16 protein-coding genes are annotated in these 20,710 nt (G+C 47.5%); 14 read left to right on the top strand and 2 right to left on the bottom strand.

Going from position 1 to position 20,710, the window contains the following annotated elements; genetic code table 11:
- Positions 1-122 precede the first annotated feature (122 nt).
- The 8 genes from thrS to NYR52_RS09620 all read left to right on the top strand — a co-directional run bounded on the left by thrS (position 123) and on the right by NYR52_RS09620 (position 8,223).
- The gene (thrS, locus tag NYR52_RS09655; RefSeq protein WP_132220845.1) at positions 123-2,069 is read left to right on the top strand and encodes a threonine--tRNA ligase; all 1,947 of its coding nucleotides are present in this window, start codon (positions 123-125) and stop codon (positions 2,067-2,069) included.
- 172 nt (positions 2,070-2,241) lie between these two features.
- Positions 2,242-3,864, top strand: coding sequence for a spore germination protein (locus tag NYR52_RS09650; RefSeq protein WP_259435552.1), 1,623 nt, complete (start codon positions 2,242-2,244; stop codon positions 3,862-3,864).
- Positions 3,865-3,871: 7 nt separating this feature from the next.
- Positions 3,872-4,981 carry a GerAB/ArcD/ProY family transporter gene (locus tag NYR52_RS09645; protein WP_259435551.1) on the top strand — a complete coding sequence of 370 codons (1,110 nt, stop codon included), beginning with the start codon at positions 3,872-3,874 and terminating at the stop codon, positions 4,979-4,981.
- Complete coding sequence (locus NYR52_RS09640; protein WP_132220839.1) at positions 4,965-6,137, top strand: Ger(x)C family spore germination protein; 1,173 nt, start codon at positions 4,965-4,967, stop codon at positions 6,135-6,137. The genes NYR52_RS09645 and NYR52_RS09640 overlap by 17 nt, the downstream gene beginning before the upstream one ends.
- 186 nt (positions 6,138-6,323) lie before the next feature.
- On the top strand, positions 6,324-6,659 hold the full coding sequence (locus NYR52_RS09635; RefSeq protein WP_259435550.1) for a DUF402 domain-containing protein: 336 nt from the start codon (positions 6,324-6,326) through the stop codon (positions 6,657-6,659).
- A 13-nt stretch (positions 6,660-6,672) separates the two neighbouring features.
- Positions 6,673-7,158, top strand: a complete 486-nt coding sequence (locus tag NYR52_RS09630) for a dihydrofolate reductase (protein WP_259435549.1) — start codon at positions 6,673-6,675, stop codon at positions 7,156-7,158.
- Positions 7,159-7,264: 106 nt separating this feature from the next.
- Positions 7,265-8,023, top strand: coding sequence for a ClpP family protease (locus NYR52_RS09625; RefSeq protein ID WP_132220834.1), 759 nt, complete (start codon positions 7,265-7,267; stop codon positions 8,021-8,023).
- Positions 8,020-8,223 carry a YlzJ-like family protein gene (locus NYR52_RS09620; RefSeq protein ID WP_132220832.1) on the top strand — a complete coding sequence of 68 codons (204 nt, stop codon included), beginning with the start codon at positions 8,020-8,022 and terminating at the stop codon, positions 8,221-8,223. The genes NYR52_RS09625 and NYR52_RS09620 overlap by 4 nt, the downstream gene beginning before the upstream one ends.
- A gap of 252 nt (positions 8,224-8,475) precedes the next feature.
- On the opposite strand, the gene NYR52_RS09615 is transcribed toward NYR52_RS09620, so the two are convergent.
- Positions 8,476-8,946 carry a hypothetical protein gene (locus tag NYR52_RS09615; RefSeq protein ID WP_132220830.1) on the bottom strand — a complete coding sequence of 157 codons (471 nt, stop codon included), beginning with the start codon at positions 8,944-8,946 and terminating at the stop codon, positions 8,476-8,478.
- Between the two features lie 1,037 nt (positions 8,947-9,983).
- Complete coding sequence (locus NYR52_RS09610) at positions 9,984-11,453, bottom strand: phytoene desaturase family protein (protein WP_259435548.1); 1,470 nt, start codon at positions 11,451-11,453, stop codon at positions 9,984-9,986.
- 631 nt (positions 11,454-12,084) lie between these two features.
- On the opposite strand from NYR52_RS09610, the gene NYR52_RS09605 reads away from it, so the two are divergent.
- From NYR52_RS09605 to NYR52_RS09580, 6 genes are all read left to right on the top strand, one after another.
- Positions 12,085-14,442, top strand: coding sequence for an FtsK/SpoIIIE family DNA translocase (locus tag NYR52_RS09605; protein ID WP_259435547.1), 2,358 nt, complete (start codon positions 12,085-12,087; stop codon positions 14,440-14,442).
- A gap of 167 nt (positions 14,443-14,609) precedes the next feature.
- Positions 14,610-15,638, top strand: a complete 1,029-nt coding sequence (locus NYR52_RS09600; RefSeq protein ID WP_132220824.1) for a BMP family lipoprotein — start codon at positions 14,610-14,612, stop codon at positions 15,636-15,638.
- 326 nt (positions 15,639-15,964) lie between these two features.
- A complete protein-coding gene (locus NYR52_RS09595) occupies positions 15,965-17,476 on the top strand; it encodes an ABC transporter ATP-binding protein (RefSeq protein WP_132221007.1) in 1,512 nt (503 codons plus the stop codon).
- On the top strand, positions 17,473-18,543 hold the full coding sequence (locus NYR52_RS09590) for an ABC transporter permease (protein WP_022737590.1): 1,071 nt from the start codon (positions 17,473-17,475) through the stop codon (positions 18,541-18,543). The genes NYR52_RS09595 and NYR52_RS09590 overlap by 4 nt, the downstream gene beginning before the upstream one ends.
- A complete protein-coding gene (locus NYR52_RS09585) occupies positions 18,536-19,471 on the top strand; it encodes an ABC transporter permease (protein WP_022737591.1) in 936 nt (311 codons plus the stop codon). The genes NYR52_RS09590 and NYR52_RS09585 overlap by 8 nt, the downstream gene beginning before the upstream one ends.
- Positions 19,472-19,570: 99 nt before the next feature.
- Complete coding sequence (locus NYR52_RS09580; RefSeq protein ID WP_132220820.1) at positions 19,571-20,608, top strand: BMP family lipoprotein; 1,038 nt, start codon at positions 19,571-19,573, stop codon at positions 20,606-20,608.
- Positions 20,609-20,710: the final 102 nt, after the last annotated feature.

The raw sequence follows: 20,710 nt of genomic DNA, 5'->3' as shown, positions 1-20,710 counted from the left end.
GCGTTTGCCCCTATTGGGGAACCCATCAAATCAGGGTGGAACCACGGGAACAACGTTCTCGTCCCTCATTTAATGAGGCGGCGGGGACGTTTTTTATTTTACCTAAAAAGAGGTGTTTAACAGTGGCAGAACAGCTGAAGATCAGGTTAAAAGATGGTTCGGAGAGAGAATATCCAGCTGGCACCACGTTTAAGGAAATTGCCGCGTCCATTTCACGTAGCTTGGCGAAGGAAGCGGTGGCCGCCAAACTGAATGGAAAAGTGTTGGATTTGATGCGCACGATCGAAGAAGACGGCGATTTGGAACTGTTGACCCTAAAGGAAGCTGAGGGGGTTGACGTGATGCGCCACACCGCGGCCCATGTTATGGCTCAAGCGGTGTCCCGCCTGTATCCTGGTGTCAAGTTCGCGATCGGTCCGGTGATTGAAAACGGGTTTTACTATGATTTTGCTGACCATACTTTCACTCCGGAAGATCTGCCCAAAATTGAGGCAGAGATGAAGAAGATCATCAAGGAAAATCTGCCGTTGGAGCGCGAAGTGCTGTCCCGCGACGAAGCGATCAAGTTTTTCGCTGAGCGGGAGGATCGTTTCAAGGTGGAGTTGATTCAAGACTTGCCGGAAGATGAAGTGATTACCATCTATCGTCAGGGCGAGTTTGTAGATTTGTGCCGTGGCCCACACCTGCCTTCTACGGGCAAGGTGAAAGCATTCAAGCTGATGAACATTTCCGGGGCATACTGGCGTGGGGATTCCGACCGGGAGATGCTGACCCGCATCTATGCCGTGGCTTTTAATAAAAAAGAAGAACTGGATGCCCATTTGAAGCTGTTGGAAGAGGCTAAACAACGCGACCATCGCAAGCTGGGCAAAGAATTGGGCTTGTTCACCTTATCCAAAGACGTGGGTCAAGGCTTGCCGATCTGGTTGCCAAAAGGGGCCAAAATCCGCCGCATCATCGAGCGTTACATTGTGGACTTGGAAGAGCGTTTGGGTTATGAGCATGTGTACACCCCCCATTTGGCCAACGTGGATCTCTACAAAACATCGGGCCATTGGGAACATTACAAAGAAGACATGTATCCGGTGATGAAGATCGACCAAGAAGAGTTGGTGTTGCGGCCAATGAACTGCCCACACCATATGATGGTGTACAAATCCCGCTTGCATAGCTACCGCGACCTGCCGATCCGGATCGCTGAGCTGGGCATGATGCACCGCTATGAGATGTCGGGGGCCTTAGCCGGTTTGCAACGGGTGCGGGTGATGACCTTGAATGATGCCCACATCTTCTGCCGCCCGGATCAGATCAAAGAAGAATTTACCCGAGTAGTGCGGCTCATTGAGCAAGTGTACAAGGATTTTGGTATCACGGATTACTATCACCGCTTGTCTTTCCGCGATCCGGAAGATAAGGAGAAATACATCCAAAATGATGAGATGTGGGAATTGGCGCAAGGTATGTTGAAAGAAACCATGGATGACATGGGATTGGACTATGTGATTGCCCCGGGTGAGGCGGCTTTCTATGGTCCGAAATTGGATGTTCAAGTCAAAACGGCGTTGGGAAAAGATGAGACCTTGTCTACTGTGCAACTGGACTTCCAATTGCCGATGCGGTTTGAATTGGAGTACATGGGCGAAGATGGCAAGATGCACCGCCCGGTTGTCCTCCACCGCGGTATTGTGGGAACGATGGAGCGCTTTGTCGCTTTCCTCATCGAGCAATACAAAGGAGCATTTCCGGCTTGGTTGGCACCAGTGCAAGCTCGCGTGCTGACGGTAAGCAAAGTGTTTGACACTTATGCGCAAGAAGTGGCAGATGTCTTGACCAGAGCCGGATTGCGAGTGGAGTTTGACAATAGTGACGAGAAGCTCGGCTATAAGATCAGAAAATCGCAAACAGAGAAAATCCCGTACACCTTGGTGATCGGGGAGAAAGAACAAGCATCCCGTTCTGTTGCGGTGCGCCGTTATGGTGAAGGGGATCTAGGTGTGATGACGGTAGACGCCTTCGCCAACCTCCTCAAGGAAGAAGTGGGGAACAAAGGGTTGCTGGTGAAAAACTAAGGGGAAATCCATTCCATAAACCGCAGTTCGATGATAACGAACTGTGGTTTTTTTTGTGCGTGAAAAGAAGGTGCGGTTGCCAATTTATGCCGTATGAAGAAGTGTGGTTCTGTCCAAAATAAGGAAAACCGACGTTCCGTGGGCCAGTTTCGCAGAGAAAGGGGGATGTGGGATGACAGATGGACGGAAGCGCAAAACATCGCGGATAAGAAAGGCCCGGCCGCTTTCTCCGAAGAAGATGTCGGCTACTGAGCCGTCCGCGTCGCCGGGGGTAAGGGAGGATGGGATACCGAGCGGTGGCGGGGCAAACCAGGCGTTCGTAGATCCGTTTCAGCGTTTGATTGAGGAGATCGGTACCCGCACAGAACTGCGGACGAGGGAGTTTTATTTACGAGGTACCAACATTCGCGCCGTATTGATATTCTTGAACGAATTGGCAAATAGCATTGTAATTAATGAGTATGTCTTGAAGCCCTTGTTAATGAATTTTCGACTTTCCGATGAGGTCGATGGGGCCAATATGCCGTCCAACCTGCTGGATATCATAAAGGATCGTTTTCTTACTGTGAATGATGTGATTAAAGTAGCGGTATCCGACGTATCATCTCATGTCTTTCACGGAAATGCGGCATTGTGGATTGAGGGTGCTGACGAGGTATTGGTGATCAATACCAAGAATAAAAAGTCGCGCAAATTTGCCGAGCCGCTGACGGAGGCTTTGGTTAGAGGTCCGCGGTTGGGTTTTAACGAAAGCCTTCAGGATAATCTGGCCATTTTGCGCCAACAAGTGGCCAATCCCAATCTGTCAGTCATCACGAAGCATGTGGGCCAACGCACCAAAAAAGAGTTGGCCATTGTTTATTTTGAGGGCATTGTCAATGAAGATTTGCTTCAAGAGGTAGAACGACGAATCGACAACATGATTGAATTGGATGATATACCGGAATCCGGTTATATTGAGCAACTGATCGAAGAGAATCATGTGACGCTCTTTCCCCAATTGCAAAGTACGGAACGGCCCGACCGCATCGTCGCCGCGCTGTTGGAAGGGCGGGTGGTTATTCTACTTGACGGCACCCCCTTTGCCTTAATCGCTCCCGTCACGTTCGCGATGTTGCTTCAGTCACCTGAAGATTATTATGAACGATGGATTCCGGGTTTCCTGATTCGCCTGTTGCGTTATTTTGCCGCATTTCTTACCATCTTTCTCCCTTCCATCTATATCGCTTTCGTCTCCTTTCATCAAGGGCTTATTCCTACCACGTTGGCTATTTCGATTGCAGCCACGAGGGAAGGGGTCCCGTTTCCATCTATCATTGAATCTTTTGTCATGGAGATTGCCATTGAAATTTTGCGTGAAGCGGGGTTGCGCCTGCCCAAACCGGTGGGACAAACGGTTGGCTTGGTTGGGGGGCTGGTGATCGGCGAAGCGGCGGTACAAGCGGGCATTGTTAGCCCGATCATGGTGATTGTGGTGTCGTTGACGGCGATTTCTTCTTTTGTCATTCCACAGTATGCGGGCGGTATCAGCATGCGTGTGTTACGGTTTGGGGCGATGATTTGCGCCGGTGTCTTGGGATTGTTTGGCGTGATCTTTTATTTTCTCATTCTCTCGATTCATTTGGTCAAATTAAAGAGTTTTGGTGTTCCCTATGTTTCTCCGGCTGCGCCTATTTACCTGTCTGATTGGAAAGATTTCGTTTTGCGCCTGCCGCAGAAAATGATGACCAGGCGTCCCAAAATGCTGTTTACGCAAGATGAGATTCGCTTGCGATCCCCGACAAAAAGGAAGTGAGTGGACATTGTTAACAAATTTGCAAGATCGCATCACTTCTACGCAAACCGCTGTCTTGGTATCCTCCTTTATCTTGGGGCTCGGCATTTTGACCCTGCCGCGCGCGGTCACTGATGAAACCGGTACCCCTGATGGTTGGATTTCGGTCATTCTGGGAGGGCTGGTAGCCATGTTGGCGGGAAGCCTTCTTGCAAAGTTCAGCCAGTGTTTTCCCGGAAAGACGTTTTACCAATACAGTAAGGACATCGCCGGTAAGTGGATCGGCAACATCATTTGTTTGTATACAGTAGGTTATTTCACCCTGTTGGCCTCATTTGAGGTCCGGGCCATGGCGGAAGTGACTGATTTTTTTCTGTTGCCAGCCACACCCAAGGAAGTGACGATGGGTATGCTTTTATTGGCCAGTGCGTATCTGGTAGTTGGCGGCTTAAATGCAGTGGCTCGATTGTACGAAGGTTTTCTTCCGATCACAGTGATCTTGTTTTTTCTCGTCTTGTTCATGGGTTTTAAGGAATTTGATGTCGATCATTTGCGACCGGTGTTGTCCAAAGGCTGGTTGCCTGTATTGCAGGGTGTCAAAACGACTTCCTTGTCCTACTTGGGACTTGAAACGATGCTATTTTTGCCCGCGTTCATGGACAAACCACGCGATGCTGTCAAAGCGGTGATCGTGGGGATCGGGATATCCATGGTATTTTATGTTTTAACAGTGATTATCGTCATAGGCGTGTTGACGGTTGATGATGTGGTGACGCTTACCTTTCCCACGATTGATCTAGCTCGGTCGGTTGAATTGGAGGGGGTGTTTTTTGAGAGGTATGAATCTTTTTTGTTGGCGGTGTGGATTTTGCAGATTTTCACCACGTTAAGCTTGTGCCATTATTTCGCAGGATTGGGTTTGAGGCACGTATTTGCCAATGAAAACTGGTTTCGCCCATTTGTTTACGGATTGTTGCCGGTGATATATGGATTGGGTTGGGTGCCGACAACAATTAATGATGTGTTTGCGGTGGGAGATCTATTGGGTTATTTGTTGCTTGGGCTTATCGTAGTTATCCCGTTGTTGCTCCTTATCATCGCGAAGATGAGGGGGATGTTGCATGCGAATCACTCCTAGAACGCTACTCATGCTGGTCTGCATGGTGTTACTGTGTGTTTGTTTGGGTGGTTGCTGGGATTATACAGACTTGGAAGAACGACACTTGCAGGTGGGTGAAGCGCTTGATTTGGCGGAGCAATCAGAAGAAGAAGAGACAAAGAGTCATCCCATGATTATGGTGACAGCGCAACATATTGTACCGGAAGCGATTGCCAGTCAAAAGGGAGGGCAACAACAGAAGCCGTATACTAATTTCTCAACAACTGACATATCGGTGTTAAAGGCTTGGCACAAGTTGTTTGAACGCTATACCCAAGTCCCCATCGTTTCACATGTGAAAGTGGTGGTGGTGAGTGAAGATTTGGCCCGTAAGCTGAATTTAAACCAATTGCTCATGGATTATCTACGTGATACACAGATCCGGTATAGTTGTCTGCTGTTCATAGCTGAGGGACGGGCGAAACACATTTTGGAAGTGGGGGAGGACGTGCCTGCATTTGAATTGGTGGACATGGCTAAGAACCGGGAGCGGATTGGCAGTATTTTGCCGGAGATGAGTTTGCAAAAAGTGTCAGCGAAGATGGCTGCCAAGTCCAGCTTTCTGTTACAAATGATTGGTGCCAGCGAAGGAGGAAAGAAAGTTGTTGGTGCGGCTGTTATTAAAGGGAAATCGAACAAGATGATCGGCACGTTAAATCCGGGAGAAGTGACTGCGGTCAATTGGCTGACAGGGGAGACCAGATCCGATATGATTAAAGGTTTTGACGACAAAACGGGCCAATTGGTTACGGTTGAGACGTCTGAGATCAAGAGCCGGGTAAGAGCGCAAGTACAGGATGGGCGCATCACCTTTTTGGTAAAGGTGGAAGCAGATGGGGAGTTGGAAGAAGACTGGCTGTTGCCGGGAGACGCTTTTGAAGGAGATTTGTTGCAACGGGCGGGTACAGCAGTGGAAAAATCGCTGACACAGATGATCCGGCATACGCTTGACAAATTGCAACATCAATACCATGCTGATGTGATCGGTTTCGGCAAAAAGTTGCAACTGGATCATCCCCAAGTCTGGGAAAAGATGAAGGACAAATGGGACGAGGTTTTCAGCGAGGCTGAGGTGAAAGTAGACGTCCACATTCAGGTGAGGGACTACCGAACCAAGGGACGCAAGACTAAGTGACAGGGTTTAAATGAACGGAATTTAGCCCTGTTTTTTTTCTGTGTTAGGGGAAGTAAACATATATTTGGTCAATCGCTTAACGTGTGCGAGCCAGTACAGTAAAGGGATCTGCAGTGTATAACCCGATATCCTTCACTATGAATGGAAAGGAGAATGCTTGGAGCAGACTGATGGCGGCATACTTGTATGGTGCAAGACCGGTCGGAAATTGGTACACCAAAAAAGAAGGTGTATATGATGGATCGGCCGTCATTGGAATATTTTTCGTTTACAGAATGGTTCACTGCTGCCATGCAGTTCGAAAATGGGCAGATTCTCTCTTATTATTGCAATGTGGCCATGCCATCTACTGTTCATGGAGATGTGGTGTGTTTTGTTGATCTGGATATGGATCTTATCAAAAAGGCCGAGCCGGATTGGCAAGTTGTCGAAGAAGATGAATTTCGCGATAATAGCGTAACCTATCGATATCCAGGAGAATTGATCCACCAGGCAGTCAGAATGATAGTGAACACTTATTAATGGAGGAGCTCACATGTTTTATATGATCGTGGCCAAGGATCTCAACGGCGTGATCGGAAAAGACGGTAACATGCCTTGGGGTAGAGACTTGCCCGCAGATTTGCAGCATTTCCGAAAGGTGACATGGGGACACACCGTCATCATGGGTAGAAAAACATTTGAATCAATTGGCAAACCGTTACCGGGTCGGGAGAATATTGTGTTATCCAGGAAGCGTACATGTTTGCGCGACTTTCCTGAAGTTCGCGTGACAGATTTTGACGGGGTGATGGCGGCCACCTTCTCCCGTCCCGCCTTTATCATCGGAGGTCAAGAAATCTATGAACTGTTTGCTCCCATTGCCACCAAAGCCTTCATCACCGTAGTGGAACATGAGTTTGAAGGAGATGCCTATTTCCCCCCTTTGCCGGGTGTCTGGGAAGTGGTTGCTTCATGCCGACATCCTCGGGATGAGAAGAACAAGTATAGCTGTACTTTCTATGTCTATGAAAAGCGATGATATCCCCATGCTACAACGTGTCGTCCTCGTTTTTCTCTGCGGGTGCAATAAGATTCCGTCCTTCCGACCATACTAAACAGGGACACGAGGTTGGAGGGATTAGCACATGTCTGAAGTGAATATAAAGAATGACCAAGTTGAATCGCCTGAAGGGAATCCGGAGCGGCCAGCAGAGGGAGCGGATGAGCAAAAGAAAAAGGATGCTGCGCTGCAAGCTATCCAGCAATTGGGGCAAACCAATGTCCCACAACTGGAATCCAATGTGTTCTGTATGAGCATCATCGGACAAGTGGAAGGGCATCTCGTCATGCCTCCACATAACAAAACAACCAAATATGAACATATCATTCCGCAAATCGTGGCAGTAGAGCAAAATCCCAAAATCGAAGGAATGGTTATCATTCTTAACACCGTGGGCGGCGATGTTGAGGCTGGACTGGCCATCGCTGAAATGATCGCTTCCATGAGCAAACCGACCGTTTCGATTGTTTTGGGAGGAGGTCACAGTATCGGCGTACCAATTGCAGTGGCAGCAGACACATCTTTCATTGCGGAAACCGCAACGATGACCGTACACCCGGTTCGGTTGACTGGCTTGGTAATCGGTGTGCCTCAGACTTTTGAGTATTTGGAGAAAATGCAGGATCGCGTGATCCGGTTTGTGTCCCAACATTCGAATATCACAGAGGAGAAATTCCGGGAGTTGATGTTTCGGACTGGGGATTTAGCACGGGACATCGGTACCAATGTAATTGGCAAAGACGCGGTCAAATATGGGCTGATTGACCGTGTGGGCGGAATTTCAGACGCGTTGGCAGAATTGAACCGGAAGATTGCTGAGTCCAAAGGGGAGATCCTGCAGTGATTTATTATGCGGTAGTGCCGATGGAACTCGCTTTTTTTGATGAATCACAAACACCGTTGGAAGAAGTGGAGGTTGAGGGAGTGCCCATGCTGGTGCGCAGGCATAATGAACAGGAAAAGACCATTGTTCGTTTGCTCAGCGCCGATCCTGCCCATTATCTCGATCCCCGGTTTCAACCCGGACTGCGGATTAGTTTATGATGAGTGAAAAGCTCTCCTGAGTGGGGAGCTTATTTATTATGGATGGATATAGGAAAAGGAAGCGAATCTGGTAGAAGCGATCAGAGCATCAGAATTTTTTGTACCTGAGCTATCTTTGGTTGCCGTTTCAAACGGAGTAATCGGTCATATTTTGTTTAGGGTTGTTTCTATTGATACAGATAAAGGGGCAGTGGCGATGCTCGGTGGTGAAACGAATGGAGACGTGAGTTGGGTGCAGAGAGTCCATTAAGACTAACTTTTTATCTTTGCGCTTTTATATTGTATGTAGTAAACCAACCAACCGATGATTAAGCCGTAGATGGTCCAGGCGGAATTCATAATAATAAGGGTTATTGCTTTTACGTCTCCCCAGCCCATGATGGTTTCACTCCAACCAATGGTGGGGTTGTTTGCGATAAGGGGCTTTTGCACTTCAGGAAAAAAGAAGAGAGAAACAACGATCTGTAAACTATAGAAGGACAATGTAGTCGCTGATGAATAGGTAAAAAAGGGTATACGATGTTTCTGAATCACCCAGGCTACGCCACTAAGCCCTATCATGAATAAGTTGAAGCGACTACCCAGATCAATCCAAGCCCAATAGGTGAGCATCTGCTTTTGGTTTCCAACCTCAACTTGCTGGCCTAAGTAGTAAGCATATCCGTTATACATTAGAAATATGAGTAAAAATACCCATATTAAAAACGGGAATTTTCTGAACATACCATCACTCCTATTGTTTAGATTAGCTAGAGAAGGATGCATTTCATATTTGCAGGCAGCATTGCCTTCTCATCCATTCTAAATCTGATCACGTTTGGATGGGAAGTCGTTCTATTTAATAGTACAACAACAAGAGCTTCAATACATACAAAAACAAATGTCGAGGTCATCTTAATGTGAAAAAGGTTTCCTTTAAATTGGTGAATCATTAAACTTTTTTTACTTACACAACGCTTTGATCAAAGTCTTGAGATGATACATGGAGGCAACCTTTTGTAGAAATCGATGTATTTTTGACAAAAAAATTAATTTATTCGCGAATATATACATGGGGCAGCCGTTCAACTCAATATGATCATGATCGATGGTCGGAAAAACTTGGTTCGCTGAAAAATGGATGGATTCGACGGGCTTTATTATTCGAATGCGTAGTGTGTTTACAATGATTTACTTCCTTATCCAGCATCTTATAACGGAGGGATAACTATGGCGATACAATATGTGGCTTTGATATATGCGGTACTGACATCGATTCTCTTCTTTGGAATAAACATTTTGGGTCAGAAGCGGGAATGGAAACAAAAAACGACCTATATGTTGTTTATTGCTTTGGATGTTATCTTGATTCTTGTTTTTGTCTTTTTGATCTTTAATGGAACAATCGATATAAAGTGGAAATGAGCGATCTGACTGGGTTTATGTGATCATATGTGAGAAGTTTGCTCCAGTACAGCTGATTTTCTTCGTGACGCCCTTTTTCAGCCATCGATCAACCAAAGTATAGGGGTAGAAGGAGCATCCACCTTGATGGATGAATATCACCAATTTTTTGCAGATATTTCTTCTACCCCTACCGCAATGTTTGGCAGTTTCGAGTGACGAAAAACCGAACCTGAATCGGATTAGCAGAGGTGCTCACATTCTGTTGCTTATCCCAAAAGCGAAATTCTAAATATACGAAAAAGCCACATACCATTGTCTTTGTGGCTTTTTCATATTATGTGATTATATCGAGTTGCTCATTTTTATCGTGAATTTTATCTCGACTGAAGGATGTAGTTGGCCGTGATTTTTCCTGATTTGATAGCTCCGATGACTCCATGTGTGTTGGGTGTCCAATGGCCGGCCAAATACAACCCCTCGATCGGCGTGGTTGGCCCCATGTTTTCTGCCCAAGGTTGGGTGGCAGATTTCATCCAACCATAAATCGCTCCGTTGTGATTGGATGTGTATCGTTCAACTGTTTTCGGGGTGGCGAACTCTTGAAAAACCAATTTTTCTTGAATACCAGGTAGTTTCTTTTCCACTAATGCCACATAATGGCGTTCAATCGCTTCTTTACCGAGTTGGGTGCGAGCTTTTTCCAGATGGGAGGCTGAGCACAAGGACATGAATGTCATAATTGCATATCCGTCGGGGGCCAATCCGGGATCAACGGTAGAAGGACAACAAACAAGGATACAGGGTTCTGTTTCCGGATTCAGTGGATCATACAAGTATTGTGCTTCTGTCTCCAGTTGCCGATCGGGAAAGAGGAACAGTTCGTGTGGAAGAGATTGGGTATCATGGTTGGACACCGCTCCGTATTGTATCACCGCCGAGTAGGAAGGTATCATTTGTTTCATGCTTTGCAGGTAAGTGGAAGGCAAATGTTCTGCCCCTAAAAGATCTATCAGCGTTGTTCGGATGTCGGCATTGGAAATCACGGTGTTTGCCAGATAACAGTTTCCTTTATGGTCAAGCACGCCCGTGACGCGCTTACCGTCGAACAGGATTTTTGACACTTTTTTATTGAGTTGGACGATCCCACCTTTTGATTCGATATAATCGCGCAAGAGATTGGCCATCGTTTGCGATCCTCCTCGCGGATAATACGCGCCATGATGATAAGAAGCCATCATCGCCATCATAAACGGGGTGCTCAATTGGTTGGTCGGCACACCGCCATAGGGATGCAATGCTCCCAGCACCAATGCAGCATGGGGATGAGAAAAACGCCCCTGCAAGTACTGGGCAAAAGACAGATGGGCTACTTCCATCAGCCGCTGAAGAATATGGGGTTCCTGTTGAAACTGATCGTGCAAGATGATGGTTCCCAATTGCTTAATCTCTGCGATGGTTTCCTCGATCACTTCTTTATCTGCGGGAAACCATTTCCCCATCAACGCAGACAGTTGATCGAGGTTGGCAGGAATCTCATAATGACGGGTGCCCAGCTTGAGATGGAACATGGGATTTACTTCTAAAAATTCAATGTCACCAGATAGGCCCAACTCCTCGTACAGTGAATGAATAATCCCTCCTGGTTGGCATCCGCCGATCAAATGAATTCCTGCATCAAAAAGAAAGGTGCCCCTTCGGAAAGATTGGGCGCACCCCCCAACCACATAATGTTGTTCTAAAACGGATACTTTTATCCCTGCTTTGGCCAATAACGCTCCAGCGGTGAGACCGCCCAATCCAGAACCGATAATGATGACATCAAGGTCTGTGTTCGCTTGTTTCACTTTCGTTCCTCCATAAATTTATATTGATTATATTATTTTATGATTAATAAATATATAAAGGGGCTTTAAAATAGATAAGTTAATGACAATTAGTTAAATATTGTGTGAGTGCGGTGATCTGCCCCCATTGACATGCACGTGTTGAAGGCTTGTGCACGATGCCGCCTTAAATGATTAACGAAATGATGATTTCGTTAATCAACAATAAAACTCTATTAAAAATGAGTTTTTACGTCATGTTGGCGTATGCTGTGGTTTTGCAATATAGTACCTTTTAGAGCGTATCTGATGAATAGGCAGCGGCTCCAAAACCGTTTTCTCATTCGCTTCACTTGTGTATAGGCGCTCATCGTGAAAAGGTTCTTCCTCCGCTTCTCCCTACCAACTTGATTTGCTAGACACACCCTAATAATGCCCTATCCGAACACCCGAACGAGGGTTTTTTTATTTTTCGCTTTTTCGGTGGGCAGGGAATGGGCATGTCGATAGGAAATTTTGTAAGGTGAGATCATTCGCCGACCAGCCGGGGGTGAAAAGAACAGATAAATCAGAAATGTCAAGAGAAGAAATCCTGCTGGTGAGCTTTTCCATGTTATAATGGAAAGCGATGGCTAAGTGAAAGGTGATCGAAATGGCAAGGAGAAAGAAAAAAAAGAAGCAACCTGAACAACTAAAGCGTGAAATATTATTCGAAATTTACGGCATCACCCTTTTGGCCTTATCTTTTATCACTATGGCAAGTTATGGCGCCATCGGGCGAAACCTGACGTATTTGGCACGGTTTATTGTAGGAACCTGGGATTTTGCTGTGCCGATCATCGGCATCTGGCTGGCAGTGTACGTAATGGTCAATCGGAAATGGCCACAACGCTGGTCGCCGCGAATGACGGGCGTGTTGTTGGTGTTTTTGTCACTGCTGGCTTATAACCATTATCTTACCTTCCACACTTTGCAGACCAAACAAGGCATTGTCGACGCCACGTGGTACCTGTTGTTGGATGAGCGGACTTCCGCCGTTCCCCAAGACATTGGCAGTGGCATGGTGGGTGCTGTCCTCTACGCTCTGTTGCGGTTTTTGTTTGCTGACACAGGCACATTGATTGTGCTGGGGGCATTCGTGTTGAGCGGGCTTCTCTTGATCGCTGATTTTTCGTATGTAAAGGCGTTTAAGAAGACCAAGGGCTGGATCAAGAAGATGAAGAAAAAAGTGAAACGAAGCCTGATTGAATGGCTGCGTGGATATGTAGCTAAACAAGCTCGCCGCCAGCAAAAGCGGCACAAAGCGCCTGCCTCGTCACGACGGCGGGAGGATGCCGAGCAAGGTGTTAGCAATGATCCGATCGTCGAACCGATCATTTATGATTTCGCCGATCATGCTTACCAGAAAGAAGCAGGAGATGACATGAAGCCGAAGCAGTTGCAGCTTCAGCTCAAGACAGAAGAAGGATCAACTCCTCGCCAAGATGTCCCAGTCCAGGCGGCTGGTTCAGCTGAACCGGTCAAAGAGGAAGAGTTGGTGGTCCGGTTCCAGTCGCACACGCCGGCAGAATACCGGTTGCCTCCGCTTTCATTGCTCACCAAATTCAAACGGAAACATCAGCTGAATCAAGGGGATTATCAGGAAAACGCCAAAATCCTGGTCGAAAAGTTGAAGAGTTTCGGTGTAAAGGCCAATGTGATCGGAATTCATCGGGGGCCGGCTGTGACGCGGTATGAGATTCAGCCGGAGACAGGAGTGAAAGTGAGCCGGATCGTCAATCTGGCAGATGACATCGCATTGGCTTTGGCAGCTCAAGATATTCGTATTGAAGCACCTATTCCCGGTAAATCCGCGGTGGGGATTGAAGTCCCCAATCCCGAAGTCGCCAAAGTCGGGTTGCGTGATGTGATAGAAAGTTTGCCATACCAAGACAACCAATCCAAGCTGAGTATTGCTTTAGGACGAGATATTTATGGTGAGCCCAAGGTGGACAGCTTGGCGAAAATGCCCCATTTGCTGATCGCGGGGGCGACCGGTTCGGGTAAAAGTGTTTGTATTAACGGCATCGTTGTCAGTTTGCTCTACAAGGCGCGTCCAGACGAAGTGAAGCTCCTGATGATTGACCCCAAAATGGTTGAGTTAAACGTGTACAACGGTATTCCTCATCTGTTGGTGCCCGTGGTGACGGAGCCGCGCAAAGCAGCTGTCGCTCTCAAAAAAGTGGTGGCCGAGATGGAGAAGCGATATGAGCTGTTCGCCAAGATGGGAGCGCGTGATATTGAACGGTATAACCAGATGGTCGCAGAACGGAAAGAGAATGGAAGAGAGCCGTTGCCCTATATTGTGGTCATTGTCGATGAGTTGGCGGATTTGATGATGGTTGCGCCATCCGATGTGGAAGACGCGATTTGCCGCTTGGCACAAATGGCCCGTGCCGCGGGGATTCATTTGATCATTGCCACGCAACGTCCGTCCGTCGATGTTATCACGGGTGTGATTAAAGCGAATATCCCTTCCCGGATCGCCTTTGCTGTTTCCTCACAAGCTGACTCGCGAACCATTCTCGACATGGGCGGCGCTGAAAAGTTATTGGGTCGAGGGGATATGTTGTATTTGCCAACCGGTGCCTCCAAACCGATTCGGATTCAAGGGGCTTTTGTCACAGATGAAGAGGTGGAGGCAGTGGTGAAGTTCGTAAAAGGTCAGCAGGAACCCCATTACCAAGAAGAGATGATTCCGCAGGCGGGTGAGAATCAGACGCAGGATATGACTGACGAGCTTTATCCGCAAGCGGTTCAGATTGTGTTGGAATCACAGTCGGCTTCAGCTTCCCTTCTGCAACGCCGCTTGCGGGTTGGATACACTCGGGCTGCGCGCCTGATCGATATGATGGAAGGAGACGGTCTGATCGGTCCCTATGAAGGCAGCAAACCGCGCGAAGTGTTAATGACGAAAGAACAATATGAACAAAAACAAAACAGTAGCCAAATAAGTAAACCCATGGTATAACATTTATGGGCGAAGCTTTATTTGACATCCAAATAATGTTTTTATCAAAAATATAGAATTCCTCTGGATTGATACGTATTTTTTCTGTATTGGTTAGAGGGGGGTTTTTTGCGTCAGATGAAGCTTGGCACTACAAGCGATTTGTTGCTGCAAGGGGGAAAATGGAAATGGTAAGAAAAGCATGGGCTGCCGTGTTGGCGGGTGTCCTGGCTGTCTCTTTGGTCGGTTGTTCCGGTCAAAATGCAGGACAAGCTGGTGGCAAAGGATTTTCGGTAGGCATGGTAACGGATACGGGAGGTTTGAATGACGAGTCATTCAACCAAAGCGCTTGGTCCGGCATTGAACGTTCCCAAAAAGAATTGAGCACGGATATCAAGGCTCTAGAATCCAAACGTGACGAAGACTATGTTCCTAACTTGACCAAATTTGCCCGTGAAGGCCGCAATATCACTTGGGGCATTGGCTTTAAGTTTAACAAAGCGATCCCAGAAGTGGCTAACCAATTTCAAAACGTACACTTTGGCATTGTGGACGACAATTTGGGCGGAAATATTCCGAAGAATGTAACGGCAGTAACCTTTAAAGAAGAAGAAGGTTCCTTCCTTGTCGGGGCGATTGCTGGTCTGACGACGAAAACAAATAAAGTTGGCTTTATCGGCGGAATGACCTCTCCTTTGATCAAAAAGTTTGAAGCTGGTTTCATCGCAGGGGTGAAAGCGGTAAATCCTAATGCGGAAGTACAGGTTGCTTATGCTGAAAGCTTCACCGACGCGACGAAAGGTCGTTCTTTGGCTCAGTCCATGTACAACGGAAACGTTGACATCATTTACCATGCTTCCGGTGGTGTGGGCAAAGGACTGTTTGATGAAGTGAAAGTGCGTGAACAAGGCAAATTCTGGGCTATCGGTGTTGACATGGACCAATCCAAGCTGGCACCGGAACACACCTTGACTTCCATGATCAAAAAAGTGGATGTTGCCGTGTTTGATGTGATCAAAGAATTGAAAGAAGGAAAACTCAAAGGCGGCGAGCAAAAAGAGTTTGGCTTGAAAGAAGGCGGCGTAAGCTTTGTGAAAAGCAAACACATCAGTGACGATGTAGTAAAAAAAGTGGAAGAGTTCCAACAAAAAATCATCAAAGGCGAAATCAAGGTGCCAACCACGCCTGAAGAAGCAAAAAACTTTAAAGCGAACTAATCAGGCGGAGCAAAGAGTTGGAGGAACACTCCAACTCTTTTTTATGTCCAAATTAGAAAAACATATTGAAATTCTGTGGTTATAGTATCTATTTATAAAAATATCTCTTCCTTATTCTAATTATCTCATGTATACTAGAAATCCCTCTTGTTTTAATCCGCTTTCATTTGGAAGAGAGATGGTTCGCCGTTTTTTTGATTTTGGCATCATGTATACTGCTGTAAGCGTTGTCTCATTCTAAAATGGAAAGATAAGTGATATAAACAAGGGGAGAAAACACGATCCTTTTTATTTATAAAGGGGGGAAGCCTGTGAACGTCGTTGAGATGCTAGGAATAACCAAACGGTTCCCGGGAATCGTTGCCAACGATCAAATTCATCTCACTGTGAAAAAAGGTGAGATTCATGCCTTGCTTGGGGAAAATGGAGCTGGAAAGTCAACATTGATGAACATCCTGTTTGGCTTGTATCAGCCGGATGAGGGTGAAATTCGCATCAAGGAACAACCGGTTACCATCACAGGCCCCACAATGGCCAATAAGCTTGGAATCGGAATGGTTCACCAACACTTTATGTTAGTCCAACCATTCACTGTCACCGAAAATATCATTCTGGGTGATGAACGGAGCAAGTTGGGTATCATCGATGTAAAAAAAGCGGAAAGTGAGATCCGGCGTCTGTCGGAACGCTATAATCTCAAGGTGGATCCCACGGCCAAAATATCTGATATTTCCGTAGGCATGCAACAACGGGTGGAAATCCTCAAAACATTGTACCGTGGCGCTGATATTTTGATCTTTGACGAGCCGACTGCTGTGTTGACTCCGCAAGAGATCAATGAATTGATGGAAATTATGCGGAACCTTGTAAAAGAAGGGAAAACAATTATCTTCATCACACATAAGCTGAAAGAAATTATGAGCACTTGCGACCGGGTAACGGTGATTCGCCGCGGGAAGGTGATCAAGACGGTCGATGTGCAAGATACGGATGAGAATCAACTAGCCGCGTTGATGGTTGGCCGGGAGGTCTCTTTCGAGATCGAAAAAGCAGAAGCCAACCCAAGTCAAACGGTGTTGGATATTGCCAATCTGGTTGTTGAAGACAATCGCGGCGTAGAAGTGGTTCGCGGGCTGAACATGCAAGTGAGAGCCGGTGAAGTGGTCGGCTTGGCTGGTGTGGACGGTAACGGACAAACTGAATTGATCGAAGCGATCACCGGCTTGCGTCCGGTAAAAGCCGGGACGATTCGACTTGGCGGGCACGATGTGACCAATGCAAGCCCTCGCAAGGTGACCGAAGCAGGCGTGGGCCACATCCCCGAGGACCGTCACAAACGCGGGCTTGTCCTTGACTTTTCGGTTAGTGAAAACATGGTCTTGCAAACATACTACCAAGCGCCGTTTTCAAAAAATGGGCTGATACAAAAAGAAGAAGTAGATCTATACGCGGAGCGATTGATCAGCGAGTTTGACGTGCGCACGCCTGATAAACACGTGCCTATTCGTGCTTTGTCCGGAGGTAACCAGCAAAAAGCGATTATCGCTCGGGAAGTGGACCGCAATCCCGACTTTTTGATCGCGGCCCAACCGACCCGTGGGTTGGACGTGGGGGCGATTGAGTTCATCCATCGCCGGATCATCGAACAACGGGATAAGGGCAAAGCCGTGCTGTTGGTCTCTTTGGAGCTGGATGAAGTCCTGAAATTGAGTGATCGGGTGGCCGTGATTTATGAAGGGAAAATCGTCGGTTGGGTTGATCCGAAAAACACCTCCGAAGAAGAATTGGGCTTGTTGATGGCCGGCAGTGTCAAACAACAGGAGGTGAAGGCGGAATGAAAGTCTTGTCTCGCATCAATTCACAATCTACTTTTATCACTTCCCTGTTGTCCATTCTTTTAGGGATGTTGATTGGCGCGATCATGATGGTGGTAGCCGGATATGATCCGATTGCGGCTTACAACGCGTTATTCGTCAGTGCGTTGGTGCAGCCATACGACTTGGGTGAAACGCTCCGGACGATTACGCCTCTGATCTTGACTGGATTGGCGGTTGCCTTGGCGTTTCGGACGGGCTTGTTCAACATCGGTGTCGAGGGGCAGTTTATCGTGGGTCAGTTGGTGGCGATTATCGTCGGGCTCAAATTGAATCTGCCACCTGTTTTGCACGCCGTTGTAGCTGTGATCGCCGGTGGCTTGGCCGGAGCTGTATGGGGCTTGGTGCCAGGCTTGTTGAAGGCAACGCGCGGGGTTCACGAGGTGATCATCTCAATCATGATGAACTTTATCGCCTTGTACCTGTCGAACGCATTGGTTTTCCACTGGTTGTCCAATGGGGCCGATTCGACCCCGAAAATCATGGATTCTGCTTCGTTACGCATTGATGCTGTTTCACAAATGTTCGGAGGCGCCCGTTTGCATTTTGGACTTATCCTTGCGATCTTGGCCGCTTTCGTTATGTATGTGCTTGTATGGCGTACCCGGTTGGGATATGAATTGCGCGCGGTTGGACATAATCCGCTGGCAGCAGAATACGCTGGCATGAGCGTTAAACGCAACATCATTTTGTCCATGATGTTCAGTGGTGCGTTTGCCGGTTTGGCCGGTGCGGGCGAAGCATTGGGTACAAGCGGTTATCTGGCGATTCAACCTGCCTTCACAGGTATTGGGTTTGATGGCATTGCGGTAGCCTTGTTGGGTGCCAGCACTCCACTAGGTGTCGTATTGGCTTCTGTGCTGTTTGGTATCCTCACATATGGCGGCGGAAACATGCAGTTTGAAGCCGGGGTGCCATTTGAAGTCATTCGGGTAGTGTTTGCCGCAATCATCTTGTTTGTAGCTGCCAATGTGACCGGCCGACTCATGGGCAAATTCAGCCGGAATAAAGGGGGGGACAAGCGTGCTTGATACGTTGACCAACATATTATCAACAACTGTCATTTATGCCACCCCGTTGATTTTGGCCGGGATGGGTGGCCTGTACTCTGAGCGATCCGGTGTTGTCAATATCGGGTTGGAGGGATTGATGACCATTGGTGCCTTCACCGCGGTCGTTTCCACTCTAACAACCGGTAATCCATGGTTGGGTCTGCTGTTTGCAGTTCTTGCCGGGGTGTTGCTCGCATTGCCGCACGCTGTCGCCTCCATTACATTCAAAGCGGATCAAGTGGTTAGCGGTGTGGCGATCAACTTTTTGGCTTTAGGGTTATCCGTTTATTTGGTTAAGCACTTGTATGATGGTGCCGGACAAACCCCGGTGGTGGAAAACAAGTTGAATGCCATCGCGATTCCGTTTTTAAGCGATATTCCTGTGATCGGCCCCTCTCTCTTTAAAGCGTTGCCTACTACGTATATCGCGATTTTGGTGGTACTGATCAGTTACTATCTGCTTACCCGTACCACCTTTGGCATGCGGTTGCGCGCGGTGGGCGAACATCCACATGCAGCGGAGACAGCGGGTGTATCCGTGGTGAAAATGCGCTATGTTGCCGTATTGATCAGTGGCGCGCTGGCCGCATTAGGGGGAGCTGGATTGTCGATTGCCATTGGCAGTGAGTTCAACCAAGGTACAGTGGCGGGTCAAGGGTTTATTGCTTTGGCCGCGCTGATTTTCGGGAAGTGGCGTCCGTTTGGGGTACTGGGGGCGGCAACGTTCTTTGGTTTTGCCGTAGCGTTGACCTTGACAGGCCAGCTGTTTAATGTAACGAAATACGTGCCCAGTGAAGTGCTGAGCATGTTGCCTTATGTGTTGACCATCCTGGCGTTGGCCGGCTTCGTAGGCCGGGCGGAAGCGCCTGCCGCAGTTGGGAAACCATACGAAAAAGGAAGCCGTTAATCCTCATCAAAAGACCTTAGCCAATTCTTTGGCTGAGGTTTTTTTTATTTGCTCAGGCTCATACTAAGTTCATCCAGATCAAAACAAAGGAGGATCATCATGAAACGGATGAGCTGGGCTTCGTTATTGCTGGCTTGCTGTGTTTTCTTGCTGTCCGCGTGTGCAGGGGGCGGAAACGCCAACCAAAAAGCGAAAGGCGATTTCTCCGCCGGGATGGTGACGGACACGGGTGGTTTGAACGATGAATCATTCAACCAGATCACATACGCTGGCTTAAAACGGGCACAAAAGGAGTTAGGCATAGATATCAAGGCACTTGAGTCAAAACGGGATGAAGATTATGTGCCCAACTTGACCAAATTTGCCAGGGAAAACCGCGACATGATATGGGGTGTCGGTTTTAAGATTGAAAAAGCCATTGCTGATGTGGCAAATCAATTTCCAAATGCTCAGTTTGGGATCGTGGACAGCGATATGGGCGGCAAGATTCCCAAAAATGTTACCGCTGTCACCTTCAAGGAAGAAGAAGGCTCATTTTTGATGGGAATGATCGCCGGTTTGAGCACCAAGACAGGAAAAGTCGGCTTTATTGGCGGGATAAGCTCCCCACTTATCAAAAAGTTTGAAGTGGGGTATCGAGCTGGTGTCCATGCGGCAAATCCCAAAGTGAAAGTGCAAGTAGCGTACGCTGAAAGCTTTAATGATGCCACCAAAGGGCGGTCGCTGGCCAAAGCGATGTACGATGGTGGGGCTGATATCATTTATCATGCGGCCGGCGGTGTTGGAAAAGGGTTGTTTGACGAAGTAAAGACACGGGAAAAGGGAAAATATTGGGCTATCGGAGTGGACATGGATCAGAGTCGCTTGGCTCCAGATCACACGTTGAGCTCGATGGTGAAGAGAGTGGATGTGGCTGTTTTCAACGTGATGAAAGCACAGCAACAGAAGAAGCACAAAGCAGGCACATTGTTACAATTCGGCTTAAAGGAAAACGGGGTGGACTATGCCCCAACCACTACCAAACATGTCAAGCCTGACGTGCTCAAACGGGTGGATGAATTTAAACAAAAAGTGGCCAATAAAGAACTGATTGTTCCTGCCACAGAAGCTGATCTGAAGCAATTCATGCAGAGCTAAAACGGCGCCGCCCAACTGCTGTGAACGAGCCGTTGGGCGGTAACGCTTTTTGATAGGGAATTCATCCGAAAAAGTGGTTATCGTTTCCATTCAGTTGGAATT

The organism is Laceyella sacchari, assembly GCF_024927925.1.
Lineage (GTDB): Bacteria > Bacillota > Bacilli > Thermoactinomycetales > Thermoactinomycetaceae > Laceyella > Laceyella sacchari.
The sequence above is the reverse complement of the archived record's forward strand: the minus strand, read 5'-3'. Positions and strand labels throughout refer to the sequence as shown.

What these genes read in the sequence shown, in the direction of transcription:
- NYR52_RS09650 (WP_259435552.1), top strand. Translation starts at nt 2,242, where the DNA reads ATGACAGATGGACGGAAGCGCAAAACATCGCGGATAAGAAAGGCCCGG.
- NYR52_RS09640 (WP_132220839.1), top strand. Translation starts at nt 4,965, where the DNA reads ATGCGAATCACTCCTAGAACGCTACTCATGCTGGTCTGCATGGTGTTA.
- NYR52_RS09635 (WP_259435550.1), top strand. Translation starts at nt 6,324, where the DNA reads ATGGTGCAAGACCGGTCGGAAATTGGTACACCAAAAAAGAAGGTGTAT.
- NYR52_RS09630 (WP_259435549.1), top strand. Translation starts at nt 6,673, where the DNA reads ATGTTTTATATGATCGTGGCCAAGGATCTCAACGGCGTGATCGGAAAA.
- NYR52_RS09625 (WP_132220834.1), top strand. Translation starts at nt 7,265, where the DNA reads ATGTCTGAAGTGAATATAAAGAATGACCAAGTTGAATCGCCTGAAGGG.
- NYR52_RS09615 (WP_132220830.1), bottom strand. Translation starts at nt 8,946, where the DNA reads ATGTTCAGAAAATTCCCGTTTTTAATATGGGTATTTTTACTCATATTT.
- NYR52_RS09605 (WP_259435547.1), top strand. Translation starts at nt 12,085, where the DNA reads ATGGCAAGGAGAAAGAAAAAAAAGAAGCAACCTGAACAACTAAAGCGT.
- NYR52_RS09600 (WP_132220824.1), top strand. Translation starts at nt 14,610, where the DNA reads ATGGTAAGAAAAGCATGGGCTGCCGTGTTGGCGGGTGTCCTGGCTGTC.
- NYR52_RS09595 (WP_132221007.1), top strand. Translation starts at nt 15,965, where the DNA reads ATGCTAGGAATAACCAAACGGTTCCCGGGAATCGTTGCCAACGATCAA.
- NYR52_RS09590 (WP_022737590.1), top strand. Translation starts at nt 17,473, where the DNA reads ATGAAAGTCTTGTCTCGCATCAATTCACAATCTACTTTTATCACTTCC.
- NYR52_RS09580 (WP_132220820.1), top strand. Translation starts at nt 19,571, where the DNA reads ATGAAACGGATGAGCTGGGCTTCGTTATTGCTGGCTTGCTGTGTTTTC.